Annotated in this window: 17 protein-coding genes; 3 read left to right on the top strand and 14 right to left on the bottom strand. The window is 70.3% G+C overall.

All coding sequences use genetic code 11. The features are described from left to right. Positions 1-204: 204 nt before the first annotated feature. Positions 205-1,926 carry a glycerol-3-phosphate dehydrogenase/oxidase gene (locus ACQP1K_RS04815; protein WP_433499650.1) on the bottom strand — a complete coding sequence of 574 codons (1,722 nt, stop codon included), beginning with the start codon at positions 1,924-1,926 and terminating at the stop codon, positions 205-207. A 175-nt stretch (positions 1,927-2,101) separates the two neighbouring features. Then, positions 2,102-3,106: a 2-hydroxyacid dehydrogenase gene (locus tag ACQP1K_RS04810; RefSeq protein ID WP_433499649.1), complete on the bottom strand. Its 1,005-nt coding sequence runs from the start codon at positions 3,104-3,106 to the stop codon at positions 2,102-2,104. A gap of 251 nt (positions 3,107-3,357) precedes the next feature. Here ACQP1K_RS04810 and nagA point away from each other — a divergent pair, with 251 nt between their 5' ends. Further along, entirely contained in the window at positions 3,358-4,524 is a 1,167-nt protein-coding gene (gene nagA / locus ACQP1K_RS04805; protein ID WP_433499648.1) for an N-acetylglucosamine-6-phosphate deacetylase, read from the top strand. A gap of 292 nt (positions 4,525-4,816) precedes the next feature. On the opposite strand, the gene ACQP1K_RS04800 is transcribed toward nagA, so the two are convergent. The 3 genes from ACQP1K_RS04800 to ACQP1K_RS04790 all read right to left on the bottom strand — a co-directional run bounded on the left by ACQP1K_RS04800 (position 4,817) and on the right by ACQP1K_RS04790 (position 8,295). Next, the gene (locus ACQP1K_RS04800; RefSeq protein ID WP_433499647.1) at positions 4,817-5,935 is read right to left on the bottom strand and encodes a GuaB3 family IMP dehydrogenase-related protein; all 1,119 of its coding nucleotides are present in this window, start codon (positions 5,933-5,935) and stop codon (positions 4,817-4,819) included. 89 nt (positions 5,936-6,024) lie between these two features. Further along, positions 6,025-7,506, bottom strand: a complete 1,482-nt coding sequence (gene guaB, locus ACQP1K_RS04795) for an IMP dehydrogenase (protein WP_433499646.1) — start codon at positions 7,504-7,506, stop codon at positions 6,025-6,027. Positions 7,507-7,710: 204 nt separating this feature from the next. Next, positions 7,711-8,295, bottom strand: a complete 585-nt coding sequence (locus ACQP1K_RS04790) for a hypothetical protein (protein ID WP_433499645.1) — start codon at positions 8,293-8,295, stop codon at positions 7,711-7,713. Positions 8,296-8,481: 186 nt separating this feature from the next. On the opposite strand from ACQP1K_RS04790, the gene ACQP1K_RS04785 reads away from it, so the two are divergent. Next, complete coding sequence (locus ACQP1K_RS04785) at positions 8,482-8,859, top strand: DUF5319 domain-containing protein (RefSeq protein WP_055482823.1); 378 nt, start codon at positions 8,482-8,484, stop codon at positions 8,857-8,859. On the opposite strand, the gene ACQP1K_RS04780 is transcribed toward ACQP1K_RS04785, so the two are convergent. From ACQP1K_RS04780 to groES, 4 genes are all read right to left on the bottom strand, one after another. Further along, positions 8,820-9,002: a hypothetical protein gene (locus ACQP1K_RS04780; RefSeq protein WP_433499644.1), complete on the bottom strand. Its 183-nt coding sequence runs from the start codon at positions 9,000-9,002 to the stop codon at positions 8,820-8,822. The two genes, ACQP1K_RS04785 and ACQP1K_RS04780, sit on opposite strands and share 40 nt — an antisense overlap. Continuing rightward, positions 8,999-9,625 carry a sigma-70 family RNA polymerase sigma factor gene (locus ACQP1K_RS04775; protein ID WP_433501485.1) on the bottom strand — a complete coding sequence of 209 codons (627 nt, stop codon included), beginning with the start codon at positions 9,623-9,625 and terminating at the stop codon, positions 8,999-9,001. The genes ACQP1K_RS04780 and ACQP1K_RS04775 overlap by 4 nt, the downstream gene beginning before the upstream one ends. Before the next feature lie 285 nt (positions 9,626-9,910). Continuing rightward, positions 9,911-11,536 (bottom strand): chaperonin GroEL, encoded by a 1,626-nt coding sequence (groL, locus tag ACQP1K_RS04770; RefSeq protein ID WP_433499643.1) that lies wholly within the window; start codon positions 11,534-11,536, stop codon positions 9,911-9,913. 65 nt (positions 11,537-11,601) lie between these two features. Beyond that, positions 11,602-11,913, bottom strand: coding sequence for a co-chaperone GroES (groES, locus tag ACQP1K_RS04765; protein ID WP_055482820.1), 312 nt, complete (start codon positions 11,911-11,913; stop codon positions 11,602-11,604). A 221-nt stretch (positions 11,914-12,134) separates the two neighbouring features. On the opposite strand from groES, the gene ACQP1K_RS04760 reads away from it, so the two are divergent. Continuing rightward, the gene (locus ACQP1K_RS04760) at positions 12,135-13,382 is read left to right on the top strand and encodes a class I SAM-dependent methyltransferase (RefSeq protein WP_433499642.1); all 1,248 of its coding nucleotides are present in this window, start codon (positions 12,135-12,137) and stop codon (positions 13,380-13,382) included. 665 nt (positions 13,383-14,047) lie between these two features. Here ACQP1K_RS04760 and tsaD read toward each other — a convergent pair. Genes tsaD through ACQP1K_RS04735 form a run of 5 tightly spaced genes read right to left on the bottom strand, consistent with a single transcriptional unit; the run spans position 14,048 to position 17,630 of the window. After that, positions 14,048-15,085, bottom strand: coding sequence for a tRNA (adenosine(37)-N6)-threonylcarbamoyltransferase complex transferase subunit TsaD (tsaD, locus tag ACQP1K_RS04755; protein ID WP_433499641.1), 1,038 nt, complete (start codon positions 15,083-15,085; stop codon positions 14,048-14,050). Further along, positions 15,072-15,587, bottom strand: coding sequence for a ribosomal protein S18-alanine N-acetyltransferase (gene rimI, locus ACQP1K_RS04750; RefSeq protein ID WP_433499640.1), 516 nt, complete (start codon positions 15,585-15,587; stop codon positions 15,072-15,074). The genes tsaD and rimI overlap by 14 nt, the downstream gene beginning before the upstream one ends. A gap of 13 nt (positions 15,588-15,600) precedes the next feature. Further along, the gene (gene tsaB, locus ACQP1K_RS04745) at positions 15,601-16,335 is read right to left on the bottom strand and encodes a tRNA (adenosine(37)-N6)-threonylcarbamoyltransferase complex dimerization subunit type 1 TsaB (RefSeq protein WP_433499639.1); all 735 of its coding nucleotides are present in this window, start codon (positions 16,333-16,335) and stop codon (positions 15,601-15,603) included. Positions 16,336-16,383: 48 nt separating this feature from the next. Continuing rightward, complete coding sequence (locus ACQP1K_RS04740; protein WP_433499638.1) at positions 16,384-16,947, bottom strand: class F sortase; 564 nt, start codon at positions 16,945-16,947, stop codon at positions 16,384-16,386. Positions 16,948-16,949: 2 nt separating this feature from the next. Next, positions 16,950-17,630 (bottom strand): hypothetical protein, encoded by a 681-nt coding sequence (locus tag ACQP1K_RS04735; protein WP_433499637.1) that lies wholly within the window; start codon positions 17,628-17,630, stop codon positions 16,950-16,952. Positions 17,631-17,758 lie beyond the last annotated feature (128 nt).

The following is a 17,758-nucleotide window of genomic DNA, read 5'->3' as shown; positions in this document are numbered from 1 at the left end:
GGAGGCCCTCACCTCCTTCGCGACCGGCACGCAGGCGGAGGTGAGGCTGTCGGCCAAGGGCTGCGCCACCTCCGGCACCGTACCGGCCTGCTACAGCGGCGCCGGCTTCGACGACGGCCTCCGCCCGAGGCACGCGGAAATCGCACCGCACCGTACTCCTCGTGGACCCTGCCATGATGTACGGCCGGGCCTGACGCCTGCACGTCAGGTCATGGGGACGATCTCCGGTGCGCCGAGGCGGATCGCGTCGGCCTCCCGGTCGGAGTCCTGCTCCTGGGAGGCCCGCTCGGCCTCGACGCGCCTGGTGTAGTGCTCGACCTCGCGCTTGATCTGATCGGTGTCCCAGCCGAGCGGGCCCGCCATGAGCTCGGCGGCCTCCTGGGCGACGGCCGTGCCCCGGTGGAAGGTCTCGATCGAGATCCGCGTGCGCCGGGCCAGCGTGTCGTTGAGGTGCCGGGCGCCCTCGTGCGTGGCGGCGTACACGATCTCGGCCCGGAGGTGGTCGTCGGCGCCGGTGAGCGGGCGCCCGAGCGAGGGATCCTCCTCGATGAGCGCCAGCACCTCGTCGATCATCGAGCCGTATCTCCTGAGCAGGTGCTCGATCCTGGCGACGTGCAGCCCGGACGAGCGGGCCAGGCGGTAGCGGGAGTTCCACAGCGCCTGGAAGCCCTCCGCCCCCACGAGCGGCACCAGGTGCGTACAGGACCGGGGCACGCGCTGGTCGAGACCGTGTGCGACCGCGTCGACCGCGTCGGCGGCCATCACGCGATAGGTGGTGAACTTTCCGCCTGCGACCATGACCAGGCCGGGCACCGGATGCGCGACCACGTGCTTGCGCGACAGCTTGGAGGTCTCCTCCGACTCCCCGGCGAGCAGCGGCCGCAGCCCGGCGTAGACGCCCTCGACGTCGTCCCTGGTCAGCGGCACCGCCAGCACGGAGTTGACGTGATCGAGCAGGTAGTCGATGTCGGCCCGGGACGCGGCGGGACGCCCCTTGTCGAGCGTCCACTCGGTGTCGGTCGTCCCGATGATCCAGTGGCGGCCCCACGGGACGACGAACAGCACCGACTTCTCGGTGCGCATGACGATGCCGGTGAGGGAGTGGATGCGATCACGGGGCACCACCAGGTGGATGCCCTTGGACGCCCGGACGTGGATCTGCCCGCGCCCGCCGACGAGCTGCTGGATCTCGTCGGTCCACACCCCGGTCGCGTTGACGACCTGGCCGGCGCGTACGTCCAGCTCGGCGCCGGTCTCCAGGTCGCGCACCCGCACACCGGTGACCCGCTCGCCCTCCCGCAGGAAGCCGATCGCCCGCGCGCGTGAGGCGATGTGCGCGCCGTACGTCGCGGCCGTCCTGAGCATGGTCATGACATAACGCGCGTCGTCGACCTGGGCGTCCCAGTACTGCACGGCCCCGCCGAACACGGACCGCTTGAGCGCGGGGGCCACCCGGAGGGCGGCCTTCCTGGTCAGGTGCCGATGCCCGGGCACCCCGCGCCCGGCGCCGAAGGAGAAGCCGAGCGTGTCGTAGAGGATCATCCCGGCCCCGATGTACGGACGCTCCCAGACGGGGTGGGTCAGCGGGAACAGGAACGGCACCGGCCGCACCAGATGGGGTGCGATTCGCTGGAGGAGCATCGCACGCTCCCGCAGAGCCTCCCTGACCAGGTCGAAGTCGAACTGCTCGAGGTAACGCAGCCCTCCGTGGATCAGTTTGGACGACCGCGACGACGTCCCGGAGGCGAAGTCCCTCGCCTCGATGAGTCCCACGGACAGGCCGCGGGTCGCGGCGTCCAGGGCCACGCCGGCCCCGACGACGCCGCCGCCGATCACCACCAGGTCGAGTTCCTGTGACTCCATCCGCGCCAACGCGGAAGCGCGTTCAGCCGGGCCGAGCCGCGCCGCGCCCATCCTCACCGACATAGGGCTCCCTCTGTACGGCTTCTCGCCTCTGCCCTGGTAAATCTACCCACGGGTAGTCCAGCGGGAATCCTGTTTAACCTCCCCTTTCCCAAGGATCTCCCGAAATGTCGGTTCCGCGCGGTCCATCTCGCTCGCGGTGCGGTACGCCCAGGGCCGCCGAGCTCGGCCGCGACCATCAGGACACGGGTTCGGCGATGACCTCGTGCAGGGGCGTCCCGTCGCGCTCGAAGGCGGTGATGTTGGAGATCGTGGTAGTGGCGATGTTGTGCAGCGCCTCGGCGGTGAAGAACGCCTGGTGTCCGGTGATCAGTACGTTCGGAAACGTGAGCAGCCGGGAGAACACCTCGTCCCTCGGGAGTTGGTCGGACAGGTCCTCGAAGAACAGGTCGGCCTCCTCCTCGTACACGTCGAGGCCCAGATAGCCGATCTTGCCGCTCTTCAGCCCCTGGATGACCGCGGCCGTGTCCACCAGCGCGCCGCGACTGGTGTTGACGAGCATGACCCCGTCCCGCATCCGGGCGATCCGCTCCCGGTCGATCAGATGATGGGTGTCCGGTCCGAGCGGGCAGTGCAGGGTGACGATGTGCGACTCGGCGAGGAGCGTGTCCAGTGGCACGTACTCCGCGCCCGCGCGCCGGGCCTCCTCGCTCGGATAGGGATCGGTCGCGAGGACTCGGCAGCCGAACCCCGCCATGATCCGGACGAAGCAGACACCGATCTTGCCGGTGCCGATCACTCCGACCGTCTTGCCGTACAGGTCGAATCCCAGCAGACCGGTCAGGCTGAAATTGTTCTCCCGCACCCGGTTGAACGCACGATGGATCTTCCGGTTGAGCGTGAGGATGAGCCCGGCGCAGTGTTCCGCGACCGCGTGGGGCGAATACCCGGGCACCCGCGCCACGGTCAGCCCCAGCCGGGCCGCCGTCACCAGGTCGACATGGTTGAACCCCGCCGAGCGCAGCGCGATCAGCCGAACCCCGTGGCCGGTGAGCGCGGTGAGGGTCTCCGCACCGAGATCGTCGTTGACGAAAGCGCACACCGCCTCGCATCCGGCCGCCAGGGCCGCGGTCTTCGCCGACAGCCGCGACTCCAGGAACACCATCTCGTGCCCCGCCTCGTCGTTCGCCGCCCGGAGCGACTGCTCGTCGTACGGCTTGGCACTGAACGTCGCAACACGCATGATCCGACCTCCCGAGCCCAAGCTACCGATCTCGCCGAGCGCCGAGGCAGGGCAATCGGACCCCTGCCCTCGGGGACCAACGGCACTCCCCTGCCTGTGGTCGGATCGCCTGCCGCCGTACGCACCGGGCAGACCACCGCCGCACCCCGCAAAGCCGCCCCCGGTGGCCGGTCCTGATACGCGTCAGGGCCCGAGTCGCGGGTGCCCACCCCGTACGGCGAACACCGCGCGGAAGCGGAAAGATGGGGCACATGAGCATGACTCTCTCGGATCTGCGCGTAGTGACCCCGGACGAGGTGCACGACGGCTGGCTCACCATCGAGGACGGGCGGATCACGCACATCGGGCGTGGGACAGGTCCCCGGAACGGCAACGGGCACGGCCTGGGCGGACGGGTGGTCGTGCCCGGGTTCGTCGACATCCACAACCACGGCGGGGCGGGGGGTTCCTATCCCGACGGCGATCCTGAGACGGCGGCCGCCGCCGCGGCCTTCCACCTCCGGCACGGCACGACGACCTCGGTCGCCAGCCTGGTCACGGCCTCGCCGGAGGCGCTGACCCGGGCGACCTCGGCACTCGCCGACCTGTGCGAGCAGGGGATCGTCGCCGGCATCCACTTCGAAGGGCCGTACCTCGCGAAATCCCGGTGCGGCGCGCACGACCCCGCGCAGCTGCGCGAGCCGGACCGGGCGGAGTTCCACGCGCTGCTCAAGGCCGGTCGTGGCCACGTCCGCATGATCACGATCGCCCCCGAGCTGCCGAACGCGCTCGACCTCATCAGGGACGCTGCCGCCGAGGGAGTGATCGCCGCGATCGGCCACTGCGACGCCGGCTACGAGCGGACGGCCGCGGGGGTCGACGCGGGGGCCACGGTCGCGACCCACCTCTACAACGCGATGCCGCAGCTCGGGCATCGCGCCCCCGGCCCGATCGCCGCCCTGCTGGAGGACGAGCGGGTCACGGTCGAGCTCATCAACGACGGCGTGCACGTCCACCCGGCCATGCTGAGGCTCGCCGCGCGCCAGGCCGGCCCGAGCCGTACGGCGCTCATCACGGACGCGATGGGCGCGGCAGGTCTGGGGGACGGAAGCTACCGGCTCGGCGCGATGGCGGTCGACGTCACCGACGGCGTGGCCAGGCTCGCCCCCGGTGGTCCGGGCGCCGGCTCGATCGCGGGGAGCACCCTGACCATGGACACGGCGTTCCGCCGGGCCGTCGGGGAGATGGGGGCGTCACTCGTCGACGCCGCGCTGATGGCGTCGCTCACCCCGGCCCGCGTCCTCGGCCTGGACCACCGGGTCGGCTCGATCTCGGTCGGCAAGGACGCCGATCTCGTGGTGCTCGGCGACGACCTCCGGCTTGAGAGCGTCATGAAGCGCGGCGTATGGATCACCAACCCCCCCAACCCCACCCCGTGATCTTGCAGTTTCTCGCACATCACCCCCTGACCTGCGCGGATCAACTCCATGATCTTGCAGTTTCTCGCAGCCAAGCCGTCTGACCTGCACTTATACGTTAGGTGATCTTGCAGTTGGGAGTGCAAGATCACGGACAACGTTTTCGCTGCTCAGAGTGCATGCTTGCGAGAAACTGCAAGATCACGAACGGTGAATCCCCTGCTCTTGGCTCGGCGTGCGAGTATTCGCAAGATCACGGGGGTGGGAGCGGGGGTGGGAGGGGGGTGGGGGTTCAGTCATCTGACCGTACGCCTCAGGGCTGGATCGGCGCGACGACGACCTCGACGCGCTGGAACTCCTTGAGGTCGGAGTATCCGGCGGTGGCCATCGTGCGCTTGAGCGCGCCCATCAGGTTCATGGAGCCGTCGGCCACGATGGACGGCCCGTGCAGAATCTGCTCCAGCGTGCCGATCGTGCCGAACTCGACGCGCTTGCCACGCGGCAGTTCGGGGTGGTGCGCCTCGGAGCCCCAGTGGAACCCGCGACCGGGGGCGTCGGTCGCCCTCGCGAGCGGCGACCCCACCATGACCGCGTCGGCGCCGCAGGCGACGGCCTTGGCGATGTCGCCGGACCCGCCCATGCTGCCGTCCGCGATCACGTGGACGTACCTCCCGCCCGACTCGTCGAGGTAGTCGCGGCGCGCGGCCGCGACATCGGAGATCGCCGTGGCCATCGGCACGGCCACGCCGAGCACGGTGCGTGTGGTGTGCGAGGCGCCGCCGCCGAATCCGACGAGCACTCCGGCGGCACCGGTCCGCATGAGGTGCAGCGCGGCCGTGTACGTCGCACAGCCGCCGACGATGACGGGAACGTCGAGCTCGTAGATGAAGCGCTTCAGGTTCAGCGGCTCGGCCCGTCCCGACACGTGCTCGGCGGAGACCGTGGTGCCGCGGATCACGAAGATGTCCACACCGGCGTCGATCACGGCCTTGTGGTGCTGCACGGTCCGCTGCGGCGACAGCCGTACGGCCGTCGTCACGCCTCCGGCGCGTATCTCCTCGATCCGCCGCCCGATCAGCTCGTCCTGGATCGGCGCGGCGTAGATCTCCTGCAGCCGCCTGGTCGCGGCCTCCTGATCGAGGGCGGCGACCTCCTCCAGCAGCGGCTGCGGGTCGTCGTAGCGCGTCCACAGGCCTTCCAGGTCGAGCACGGCCAGGCCGCCCAGCCGGCCGATCTCGATGGCCGTGGCCGGGGAGACCACGCTGTCCATCGGGCTCGCCACGAGCGGCGAGTCGAATCGGTAGGCGTCGATCTGCCAGGAGATCGAGACCTCCTCGGGGTCACGGGTGCGCCGGGACGGCACGATGCCGATCTCGTCCAGCGCGTACGCCCGCCGCCCGCTCTTACCGCGCCCGATCTCCACCTGAGTCATCCCGCCTGTTCTTCTCTTCCTGACTCTTGAGCTCTCGAACTTCTGAGCTCTTGAGCTCTCAAAACTCTTGAGCTCTTGAACGTGAACGGCTAGCGCCGGTGGTAGTTCGGCGCCTCGACCGTCATCTGGATGTCGTGCGGGTGGCTCTCCTTGAGGCCCGCCATCGTGATGGGCATGAGCTGCGCCTTCTCGTGCATCTCGGCGATCGTCCGGGAGCCGGTGTACCACATGCCCTGGCGCAGCCCGCCGACGAGCTGATGGGCCACCGCCGCGACGGGACCGCGGTAGGGCACCTGGCCTTCGATGCCCTCGGGGATGTACTTGTCCTCCCCGGACACCTCGGCCTGGGCGTAGCGGTCCTTGCTGAAGGACTCCCCGCCGCGCTCACGGTTGCGTACCGCCCCGAGCGAGCCCATGCCCCGGTAGGACTTGAACTGCTTGCCGTTGATGAAGATCAGCTCGCCGGGCGACTCCTCGCAGCCGGCCAGCAGCGAGCCCAGCATGACGGTGTCGGCGCCGGCGGCCAGCGCCTTGGCGATGTCCCCCGAGTACTGCAGGCCGCCGTCGCCGATGACCGGCACGCCCGCCGGTGCGCAGGCCACGGCCGCCTCGTAGATCGCGGTCAGTTGCGGCGCCCCCACGCCGGCGACGACCCTGGTCGTACAGATGGAGCCGGGGCCCACGCCCACCTTGACCGCGTCGGCCCCCGCGTCGACCAGTGCCTGCGCCCCGGCCCTGGTGGCCACGTTGCCCCCTATCACGTCCACCCGGCCGTTCGCCTTGATCTTGGCGATCATGTCGCAGACGCCCCGGGAATGCCCGTGCGCGGTGTCCACGATGATGACGTCGGCGCCGGCCTCGATGAGGGCCGCGGCACGCCGCTCGGCGTCACCGGCCACGCCGACGGCCGCACCGACCATGAGCCGCCCGTTGACGTCCTTGGTGGCGAGGGGGTACTGCTCGCTCTTGGTGAAGTCCTTGACCGTGATGAGGCCCTGCAGCCGCCCGGCGGCGTCGACCAGCGGGAGCTTCTCCACCTTGTTCTGCCTGAGCAGCCGGAAGGCCTCGTCGCGGGAGACGCCGACGAGGGCGGTCACCAGCGGCATGCGGGTCATGACCTCGTGGACCGGTCTGTCGTGATCGGTCTCGAACCGCATGTCCCGGTTGGTCACGATGCCCACCAGCACGCCGTCGGCGTCGGTCACCGGGAGACCGGAGATCCGGTAGGTGGCGCACAGCCGCTCGACGTCGGCCAGCGTGTCGTCCGGGGAGCAGGTCACGGGGTTGGTCACCATCCCCGCCTCGGAGCGCTTGACCAGGTCGACCTGCTGGGCCTGGTCCTCGATCGAGAGGTTGCGATGCAGTATGCCGATGCCGCCCTGACGGGCCATCGCGACGGCCATCCGAGCCTCGGTGACCGTGTCCATGGCCGCCGACACCAGCGGGACGCGCAGCGTGATGCTCCGCGACAGGCGGGTCGTGGTATCGGCCTCGCCCGGCTGGAGATCCGAGTAGGCGGGAACGAGCAGCACGTCGTCGAACGTGAGCCCTGGTTCGGTGAACTTGGCCATGTCTCCGACCCTCCTACGCCGGCCGTTCCCCGCGTTGCGGGTGTCGCGGGATCCGACGTCAGTCTATGGGTCACGCGCAAACCAAAAGTGGGGGGACCACGAGTGGTCCCCCCACTTTCACGGGCATCGCACCGGCCGCGCCATCGAACCCCCCTCCGCGCCCGAGTAGCGCGGCCATCGTGCTAACGCAAAGTCAATAATGGGTCACGGAACGTCAATGCGCAATGCCTGTACGGAAATTTGCCGAACCCGAATCGCTGCCACGATCAACAGCACCACGGCGGCGAGGGCGAAGACCACGTCGCCGGCGAGATCCACTGCGGCGGAGGCCTCGACGACCGGCGGCTGAACGAAGCCGCGCCAGGTGTAGGTGAGCAGCGCACCGCCCGCGAGCGCGAGCCGATGCCGCTCCCCCCAGCCCTCGCGCCGGGACCAGTGCGCCACCCCGGTGACCACGGCCGCCACCAGGGCCAGGTACGCCGCCACGAGGGCCGGAGCGGGCACCGCGAGATCGGCGTCGGCGAACACGGCCCCGAACAGCCACTCCTGCCCGAGCTGCGCGGCCGGCCCGGCGGCCAGGGCGTACAGCGGGACGAGCAGACCGGGTGCGTGGTCGCGGTGCGGTCTGGACAGCGCGGTCCAGACGATCCGCGGATAGAGACCGCAGAACGCGAGCACGCACGCGATCGTGGCCGCGGCGGTGACCGGGTCGACGTCGCTTCCGATCAGGCCGCTGAGGGGCCAGGCCACGAAGATCAAATAAATGCTGGTCCAGAAACGACCGCCCATACGCCGGATTATCACCGCAATTATTTGGACATGGTGGGGGTACGGCGGTGAATCTGACAGATGTCATGGGCCGCCGCGAACGCCGTCGGCAACGCCCCTGGCGACGGATACCCGATCACTCCGACTCGGGTCGGCGGGGAGCTCTCCTTCCCCCACTGAGTCGGTCGTAGCCATAGGGTGGGATGCGTGCTGGAAGACGTCCCCCGCGATCCTTTCGCGGACGACCCCAACGACCCTGCAGGGGAGCTCGGAGCGCCGGACGACCCCGAGCCACTGACCCTTGCCGAGCGCGATGAGGCGCTGACCGACCTGGCCGACGTGGAGGTCTTCCGATCCCTGCTGGAACCTCAGGGTGTGCTCGGACTGGTTCTCGACTGTCCGGAGTGCGGCGACCAGCATTACTTCGACTGGGATCTGCTCCGCGGCAACCTGCGACAGATGATCGACAACGGCCGGCCTCAGGTGCACGAACCGGCCTACCAGCCCGATCCGACCGATTACGTGAGCTGGGAGTACGCGAGGGGCTACGTGGACGGCGTGATCGACACGGAGGAGAGTCGATAGTCTCCCACGCCCGCGTCGTCGACGTCGGCCACGAGCGCGGCCAGCAGCCGGACGGCCGGGTCGGCCTCCCACTCCACGATCTGACGGCGGGCTAGCGCGTCGAGGACGACGTCGGCCGCGTCGTCCTCCACGTGGGCGGTCACGCAATCGACTCCAGCTCGGCGAGCTGCCGCAGCCTGGCGAGAGCTCGATGCTGGGCAACCCGGACGGCACCTGCTGACATGCCGAGTACATTACCCGTCTCCTCGGCCGAGAGCCCCGACACCACTCGCAGGATCAGCAGTTCCCGCTGGTTCGCCGGAAGCCGCGACAGCAGTGCCCGCGCGTGCTGCGCCTCGATGTAGCGCACCACGGTCTCCTCCGGCCCCGGCCTCTCGTCCGGCCCGTCCGGCAGATCCTGGGTCGGCACGGCCGAGCGGACCGAGCTGCGCAGCGCGTCCGCGACCTTGTGCGAGGCGATCCCGAACACGAACGAGGCGAACGGACGCCCCATGTCGCGGTAGCGGGGCAGCGCCGACAGCACGGCGATGCACACCTCCTGGGCGACGTCGTCCGCGATGTGGTAATGCCCCGAGACCCTGCCGAGTCTGGCCCGGCAGTAACGAACGACCATCGGGCGCAGATGTCCCAGCAAAGACTCGATCGCGGCGCGATCTCCCCGTACGGCGAGGCTCGTCAGTTCCCTGAGGTCGGACTCATCCGATCTCGTCGCAAGCCTTACCCCAGTTGCGGCGTCGGCGACGCGTCCCTCGGTCACGTTAGGCATGATGCCCGCCACGATCGTCGATGTCGTCATGGTTAACGGCTACGGATTGGTCACATTGACGCGTCGATGACCATGGGTGATCAGCCGGTCACCGGGTATTGGAACATTCCAACACTTTGCCCCCGATCACTGGATATTCCGACGGGGCGGAGCAGGGAAAAAGTACGGCTCCCGCCTCGGAAGGCGGGAGCCGTACTCGCTTCACGTCGACAGACCGCGAATCCGCTGACTGAAGGAGCGCCCCGGATCCGGATTCAGTTGTACGACGCGCGACCCGGAACGGGTCTAGTGGCCGTGACCGTGGCCGTGGCCGTGCCCGCCGGCGGCGGCGGGCGCCTCCTCCTCGGGCTTGTCCACGACGAGCGCCTCGGTCGTCAGCAGCATGCCGGCGATGGACGCGGCGTTCTGCACGGCCGACCGGGTCACCTTGACGGGGTCGATGACGCCCTGGGCCACCAGGTCGCCGTACTCACCCGTCGCGGCGTTCAGGCCCTCGCCCGCGTTGAGCGCGGAGATCTTGGAGACGACGACGTACCCCTCCATGCCGGCGTTCTCGGCGATCCAGCGGGCGGGCTCGAGCAGCGCCTTGCGCACGATGCCGACGCCCGTCGCCTCGTCGCCGGACAGACCCAGGTCGTCCAGCTCCTTGGACACGTGCACCAGCGCGGAGCCGCCGCCGGAGACGATGCCCTCCTCGATCGCGGCGCGGGTCGCGGAGATCGCGTCCTCGAGGCGGTGCTTCTTCTCCTTCAGCTCCACCTCGGTGGCGGCGCCGACCCGCAGCACGCACACGCCGCCGGCGAGCTTCGCCAGCCGCTCCTGCAGCTTCTCGCGGTCCCAGTCGGAGTCCGACTGCTCGATCGCCAGCTTGATCTCGCGGACCCGGTCCTCGATCGCCTGGGCCTCACCGGCGCCGTCGACGATCGTGGTGTTGTCCTTGTTGACGACGATGCGGCGGGCCGTGCCGAGCACCTCGAGGCCGACGTGCTCCAGCTTGAGGCCGACCTCCTCGCTGACGACCTGACCGCCGGTGAGGATCGCGATGTCCTGCAGCATGGCCTTGCGCCGGTCGCCGAAGCCGGGCGCCTTGACCGCAGCCGAGGTGAAGGTGCCGCGGATCTTGTTGGTCACCAGGACCGCGAGGGCCTCGCCCTCGACGTCCTCCGCGATGACCAGCAGCTGCCGCTTGGTCTGGGCGACCTTCTCCAGCAGCGGCAGGAAATCGGCGATCGAGGAGATCTTGCCCTGGTGGATCAGGACGTACGGCTCCTCGAGCACCGCCTCCATGCGCTCGGGGTCGGTCACCATGTAGTGCGACAGGTAGCCCTTGTCGAACTGGAGTCCCTCGGTGAACTCCAGCTCGAGGCCCATCGCGTTGGACTCCTCGACGGTGATGACGCCGTCCTTGCCCACCTTGTCGAACGCCTCGGCGATCAGCTCGCCGATCTTGGCGTCCTGGGCGGAGATCGTCGCTACGTTCGCGATCTCCTTCTTGTCCTCGACGTGGCGGGCGCTGTCGAGCAGCCGCTCGCTCACGGTCTTGGCCGCGACCTCGATGCCGCGCTTGAGCGCCAACGGCGCGGCGCCGGCCGCGACGTTGCGCAGCCCCTCGCGGACCATCGCCTGGGCGAGCACGGTCGCCGTGGTGGTGCCGTCGCCGGCGATGTCGTTGGTCTTGGTCGCGACTTCCTTGGCGAGCTGCGCGCCGAGGTTCTCGTACGGCTTGTCGAGCTCGACCTCACGGGCGATCGTCACACCGTCGTTGGTGATGGTGGGAGCGCCGAACTTCTTGTCGATGACCACGTTGCGGCCGCGCGGACCGAGCGTCACCTTGACCGCGTCGGCGAGGGCGTTGACGCCTCGCTCGAGAGCGCGCCGCGCGTCCTCTTCGAACTCCAGGATCTTGGGCATTCACGTCTCCTTCTGAGCAGCGAGCCCCGGGTACGAGTCCCGGGGCTCCGCATGCCGTACGCGGCTTACTTCTCGATGATGGCGAGCACGTCGCGAGCGGAGAGCACCAGGTACTCCTCGCCGCCGTACTTGACCTCGGTGCCGCCGTACTTGCTGTAGAGGACGACGTCGCCCTCCTTGACGTCGAGCGGGATCCGCTTCTCGCCGTCCTCGTCCCAGTTGCCCGGGCCCACCGCGAGGACCTTGCCCTCCTGCGGCTTCTCCTTGGCGGTGTCCGGGATGACCAGGCCGGAGGCGGTGGTCTGCTCGGCCTCAAGCGGCTGGACCACGATGCGGTCGCCGAGCGGCTTAACGGGAACCTTGGTGGCGGTCGTCACGATCGGACCTCCCCTTCAGATTGCGATGAATGAGCTGAAGAGGCGACCAGCGGCCTGCCGTCGCGGGTGTCAGACCAGTCTCGTCGCTATTGGCACTCTCCATAGGCGAGTGCCAACACGAAACAGTATGCAAGTGCGCCGTGACAGTCAACACGAACCCGGTTCGCAGGTCAGATGGGGGGATGCCCGGGATCCCGCCATCGGCTGTAGCGTCGGGAGGCGTGGATCTCGACGCGTTTCGCGAGCTGCTGACGCCGGACGGGCGCAGGGCCCTGGCCGAGGCCGTGGACCTCGTGGCCGCCGGCACCGAGCCGGTCACCGCGGTCACCACCCTACGCAAGGCGTATTCCCCGGCGCTGACCTCGGCCGCGCTCACCCAGGCGACGCTGCGCCGCCGGGCCGAGGCCAAGTTCGGCGCCGACGCGGCCGCCATGTACTTCACCCCGCACGGTCTCGAGCAGGCCACCCGCGCCGAGGTGGCCGCGCACCGCGCCCGCCGGGTCACCGGGCCCGGCCCGGCGTCCGGTGCAGCGCCGAGGGTGCTCGACGTGTGCTGCGGCATCGGCGGCGACCTCGTGGCGCTCGCCCGCGCCGGCTGCCCGGTGGACGCGGTGGACCTCGACCCGCTCACCGCCGAGGTCGCCCGCGCCAACGCGGCCGCGCTCGGCCTGCCCGCTCCGGTCCGGGTCCGTACGGCCGATGCCGCCGAGTGCGACCCCTCCGGATATGACCTGGTGTTCGCCGATCCGGCCAGACGCAGCGCCAGGGGACGCACCTTCGACCCGATGGCCTACTCCCCCGCCTGGCCCGCCGTGCTCGAACTGCTCGCGCGGACCCGCGCCGCCTGTGTGAAGGTCGCCCCGGGCATCCCGGACGAATTCATCCCGGACGGCGCCGAGGCCGAGTGGGTCTCCTACAAGGGGGAGGTGAAGGAGGCCGCGATCTGGGCCGGGACCGGATGCGCCGGGATGAAGCCGGGCTGCCGCCGGGCGACGCTGCTGCCCTCGGGGTCGACGCTGACGCCCAACGGCGCCGAGGCGGTCGCCGGGCCGGTGGGCCGCTACCTCTACGAGCCCGACGGAGCCGCGGTACGGGCCCACCTGGTGGCGGAGGTCGCCGAAATCGTCAAAGGGCACCTGCTCGACCCGCGGATCGCCTACATAACCGGTGATCACGCCGTGGCGACCGAATGGGCGGCGTGCTACGAGATCACCGACGTCATGCCCTTCTCGCTCAAACGACTGCGCGCGACGCTCCGGGAACGAGGTGTGGGAAACGTCACCATCAAGAAACGGGGCTCCGCCGTCGACATAGAGCGACTGCGTAAAGACCTCCGGCTCTCCGGTGCGAATTCGGCGGTCGTCGCGCTGACCCGGATCGGCGACCGGCCGTACGCCCTGCTCTGCCACCCGGCCGGACCGGCCCGGGCCCGCCCACCCCACCGTCCTTCGCCCGAGGCCGAGCTGTAGCGACCGGAGAGCCGGGCCCAGGGCACGGAAGGCGGCCCTGCGCCGGCGGGCCGCTGGAGGGTCGTCAGCGCGCGGACAGACCACCCGTGGGACGCGCGGCCCGCGATCGCCTTGTCACCGGCCGGATCAGGCCGGGAAGGCACACTTTCCCTTGCCGGTCCCGGAGACCTCGTATGCGCTCTCAATGCCGAGCGCCCGTCCGTCGCCGCGGGATGGCGCTCGCGAGTAGGAACCGCCCGGCAGGTCGCCGAACAGGAAGTTCTGCACCCGGTTTCCGATCGGGCAACCCCAGAGAAACTGTCCGGTCGCGCCGGGAATCCTCTCGTTGATCCGCCAGGGGAATGCATTGTCGACATCTGCTCTAGACGTCGAATCGACTCCTCGATTCCCATCCCTTCCGCCCATATCAGACGGAAGTCGGGAGAATAGTCCTCCTCGCTTCCCAGACCGTAGAAGGCCAGAAGGTCGTAGAGGTCTCGCGGGTGTGTGTCCTGTTCCGGCTCGAATTCCGGATAATCCTCAAACCCTCCTCCTTCGTCCTCGGCGAACTCCTCCGGTTCCTCCCCAATCAGGTGCGAGGGTACGTCCCCGGCCCGCGCCGGTCGCCATCGTCCGGCCGGCCGAGGTTCCCGAAGCTCGCCGAATGCCCGGATGCGCCCGGTGTCTCAGACGTGGACGGTCGTGATCGGCAGGGACGAATCAGCAGGAATGTCCAGCGAGGACGGCGTGACGCCCGCCGCGACCAGGTTCGCACCGAGCGCGGCGACCATCGCGCCGTTGTCCGTGCACAGCCCGGGCCGGGGCACCCGCATCCGCACTCCGGCCGCCTCGCAGCGCTCCTGCGCCAGCACCCGCAGCCGCGAGTTGGCCGCCACCCCGCCACCGATCAGCAGGTCCTTGACGTCGTAGCGCGCACAGGCCTGCAGCGCCTTGCGGGTGAGCACGTCGACGACCGCCTCCTGGAACGACGCGGCCACGTCGGCGAGCGGCACGGGCTCCCCGGCCGCCTCACGGGCCTCCACCCAGCGGGCCACCGCCGTCTTCAGGCCGGAGAAGGAGAAGTCCAGCGTGCCGTCGTCGTACTTGCCCCGCGGGAACGCGACGGCCGTGCCAGAGCCCTCGCGGGCGGCCCGGTCGATGTACGGACCACCGGGGAACGGCAGACCGAGCACGCGGGCGACCTTGTCGAACGCCTCACCGGCCGCGTCGTCCACGGTGGAGCCCAGCGAGACCACGTCCTGGGCCACATCGGGCACCAGCAGCAGCGAGGAGTGGCCGCCGGAGACCAGCAGCGCGATCGACGGCTTGGGCAGCGGACCGTGTTCGAGCTGGTCGACGGCCACGTGCGCGGCGAGGTGGTTGACCCCGTAGAGCGGGACGCCGAGGCCCAGTGCGTACGCCTTGGCGGCGGCGACCCCGACCAGCAGGGCGCCCGCCAGGCCGGGCCCGGCGGTGACCGCGATCGCGTCGACGTCGGACAGCCGCAGCCCGGCCGCCGCGAGCGCACCCTCCACCGTGGGCGCCATGGCCTCCAGGTGGGCACGCGAGGCCACCTCCGGGACCACGCCGCCGAACCGGGCGTGCTCCTCCATGCTGGAGGCGATCATGTTGGCCAGCAGCGTGTGACCGCGGACGATGCCGATGCCGGTCTCGTCGCAGGAGGTCTCGATCCCCAAGACGATCGGCTCGTCAGTCACGCTCATGGCGCTCCCCCGTTCGATCCAGCTCCTTCACCATCGTTATCGCATCCGTCCCGTCGTCGTAGTAGCGTCGCCGCAGCCCGAGCGGCTCGAAGCCGAACCGCTCGTACATCGCCTGGGCGGGGGCGTTGTCGGCGCGCACCTCCAGGAACACCGACCGCGCACCGCGTCGTACGGCCTCCGCCAGCAGCGCGTTCATCAGCGCGGCCCCGATGCCGGAGCGGCGGTGCCCGGCCGCGACCGCGATCGTCTGGACGTCGGCCTGATCGGCCGCCGCCGCGAGCCCGGCGTACCCGACGATCCGGCCGCCCGTCTCCGCGACCACGTAGTGCCGGGTGCGCGGCTGTTCCCGCAGTTCGCCGCGCATCATCGACTCGCTCCACGCGTCGGCGGGGAACGTGGCGCGCTCGATCTCCATGACCGCCGGCAGGTCGGCCATGTCCATCTGACGCAGGACGGCGGCCTGCCCGGTCGCGCCGTCCCGCTGCGGAGTGCCTCCGGTCACAGGTCCACCGCGTTCACGCCGTCACCCGCTTGGGCGCGCCGGGCACCTTGGCGTCCGGCCTGCGCAGGTAGATCGGCCTGGGCGCGCCGAGCACGCTGAGCTCACGCGCCTTCTCCACCGAGTCGATGCGGCCCTCCGGCATTTCGGCGAGCTCGGCGGCCTCCTCGGGCGTCAGCCCCGCGAGCCGCTCGGCCGCGAGAGCCGCCAGCGCGCCGGCCGACGGATGCTCGGGGCCCACGACCCGGCCGGCGCCGATCGTCTCCGCGTACATGCGGGCGCCTGCCCCTACCACGGGCAGGTCCGGCGGGAGGTCGTGCGGCCGGTCGACGCATGGTCCGTCCAGGCGCGTCACGGCGTCGCCGTACCTCGCCCAGAAGACCTCCTTGCGCCGCGCGTCGGTGGCGACCAGGAACGGCCCGGTGATCTGGCCGGTCCGCCCGGTCGTGTACGCGATCGCGTCGAGCGTGCACACACCGAACGCCGGCGCCCCGATCGTCGAGGCGAGTGCCGTGGCGGTCATGAGGCCGACCCGCAGTCCCGTGTACGGCCCCGGCCCGGTCCCCGCGACGATCGCGGTGACGTCTCGGAGTCGTACGCGGGATTCCCGTAGGACCTTCTCGATCGCGGGCGCGAGAAGCTCGCCGTGGCGTCGCGCGTCGACCGTGGTCGACTCGGCCACCACGCGATCGCCGTCGTGCAGGGCGGCGGTGACAGCGGGGGTTGCGGTGTCGAAAGCCAAGACAAGCACGACAGCCAAGCGTAGTCGCTTCCCCACCCCCGCGGATCCCGGTACGGCTCAGGCGGAGCCCTCCGGGGAGGCGTAGACGATGACGTTGTCCCGGTATTCGTGCCGCGACCAGTCGAAATCGCCGCCGCAGGTGACCAGCCGCAGACCGTCCTCCGTGTAGACCCGCTCGGCGGGGAACCGCTCCTTGGGCACGCGCTCCACCGAGTCGACCCGGTACGACGCGGTCCTGCCGTCACTGCGCAGCACCTTCACCACGGCGCCGGCGCGCAGATCGCGCAGGCGGAAGAACACGGCGGGGGCCGCCTTCGTGTCGACGTGTCCGATGATCACCGATGCCCCGGGATCGCCCGGTACGGCACTGCCCGTGTACCAGCCCGCCGTGGACGGCCGGTCGAACGGCGGCAGCTCGACATCGCCCTCGTCGGTCAGGCCCAGCTTCATCAGCGGGGCCCGGATCTTCAGCGTCGGGATGTCGATCCGCTCGGGCACGACGGACGACGCCCCCCGGGGCGTGGCCACGCCCTCTGTGTCGTCATGGGGGCCGCCCAGCACGAACATCGCGAATCCGGTGACGATGCCCGCCACGACCACCCACCGGGTGGGGACGGCCAACGTCAGATCTCCGGCGGCCGGGACACCCCGCGCCGGTCGGACGCGGACCGCCTGCGCACCACGCCGATCCCGACACCGGCGGCGGCCAGCAGCACGGCGACGGTCACGCCCACGGGCAGGGCGGAGCCGCCGTCCGGGCCGCCCGCCGCCATGCCGCCGCCGCCCGCGTGCGGCGCCCTGGTGGGGTATTTCTTCGTCTCGGCCGGCTTGGGTTCGGGCTCGACGACGCGGAACCCGGCCTCGCCGATGTCGTTGGTGGCCTCGCAGCGCACCTGCACCCGGTAGCCGCCCGGCTTGGCGTTCTCCCTGATCACCGCACTGCCGCGCAGCTCGGGCACGATGGTCGCGGAGGCCGGTGTGGCGGCGGGTTCCCCCGACCGTCTCGTCGGCGGCACCAGCGTGACCAGCCCCGTGAAGGCGTCGGACCGCGCGGTCGCGCGGTATTCGGGACCGCCCTGAGGCAGCGGGCACGCCGCGGTGACGTGGACGGTCTTGCCGGAACCGGCCACGATCCGTTCGGGCTGCACGGTGACGCGAATGTCCTGCCGGGAGCTACGCAGGGGCTCCGTCGACGTGGGCGAGGCGGATCGCGACCCGGGATCGGCGGATTCGGCCTGGGCCGTACATCCGATCGCGCCGAGGAGGATGATCCCCGCCGCGGCGCCTCGCGTGACCCTGCCCATCGGCCCCATCCTTCCCACGCCGGGTCCTTTACCCAGAAAATCTATGCCAACTCATGACAAAAGATCTTCGTTTTGGTCGGGTGATGCGGAGCGGCTCCAGCCTCGCGGGATCCACTGCAAGATCACAT

The sequence above is a fragment of the Sphaerimonospora sp. CA-214678 genome, assembly GCF_050942215.1.
GTDB lineage: Bacteria > Actinomycetota > Actinomycetes > Streptosporangiales > Streptosporangiaceae > Sphaerimonospora.
The sequence above is the reverse complement of the archived record's forward strand: the minus strand, read 5'-3'. Positions and strand labels throughout refer to the sequence as shown.

Bases quoted from the DNA above. Each gene is read 5' to 3' on its own strand.
- ACQP1K_RS04815 (WP_433499650.1), bottom strand. From the start codon at position 1,926: ATGTCGGTGAGGATGGGCGCGGCGCGGCTCGGCCCGGCTGAACGCGCT.
- ACQP1K_RS04810 (WP_433499649.1), bottom strand. From the start codon at position 3,106: ATGCGTGTTGCGACGTTCAGTGCCAAGCCGTACGACGAGCAGTCGCTC.
- nagA (WP_433499648.1), top strand. From the start codon at position 3,358: ATGAGCATGACTCTCTCGGATCTGCGCGTAGTGACCCCGGACGAGGTG.
- ACQP1K_RS04800 (WP_433499647.1), bottom strand. From the start codon at position 5,935: ATGACTCAGGTGGAGATCGGGCGCGGTAAGAGCGGGCGGCGGGCGTAC.
- guaB (WP_433499646.1), bottom strand. From the start codon at position 7,506: ATGGCCAAGTTCACCGAACCAGGGCTCACGTTCGACGACGTGCTGCTC.
- ACQP1K_RS04790 (WP_433499645.1), bottom strand. From the start codon at position 8,295: ATGGGCGGTCGTTTCTGGACCAGCATTTATTTGATCTTCGTGGCCTGG.
- ACQP1K_RS04775 (WP_433501485.1), bottom strand. From the start codon at position 9,625: ATGCCTAACGTGACCGAGGGACGCGTCGCCGACGCCGCAACTGGGGTA.
- groL (WP_433499643.1), bottom strand. From the start codon at position 11,536: ATGCCCAAGATCCTGGAGTTCGAAGAGGACGCGCGGCGCGCTCTCGAG.
- tsaD (WP_433499641.1), bottom strand. From the start codon at position 15,085: ATGAGCGTGACTGACGAGCCGATCGTCTTGGGGATCGAGACCTCCTGC.
- ACQP1K_RS04735 (WP_433499637.1), bottom strand. From the start codon at position 17,630: ATGGGCAGGGTCACGCGAGGCGCCGCGGCGGGGATCATCCTCCTCGGC.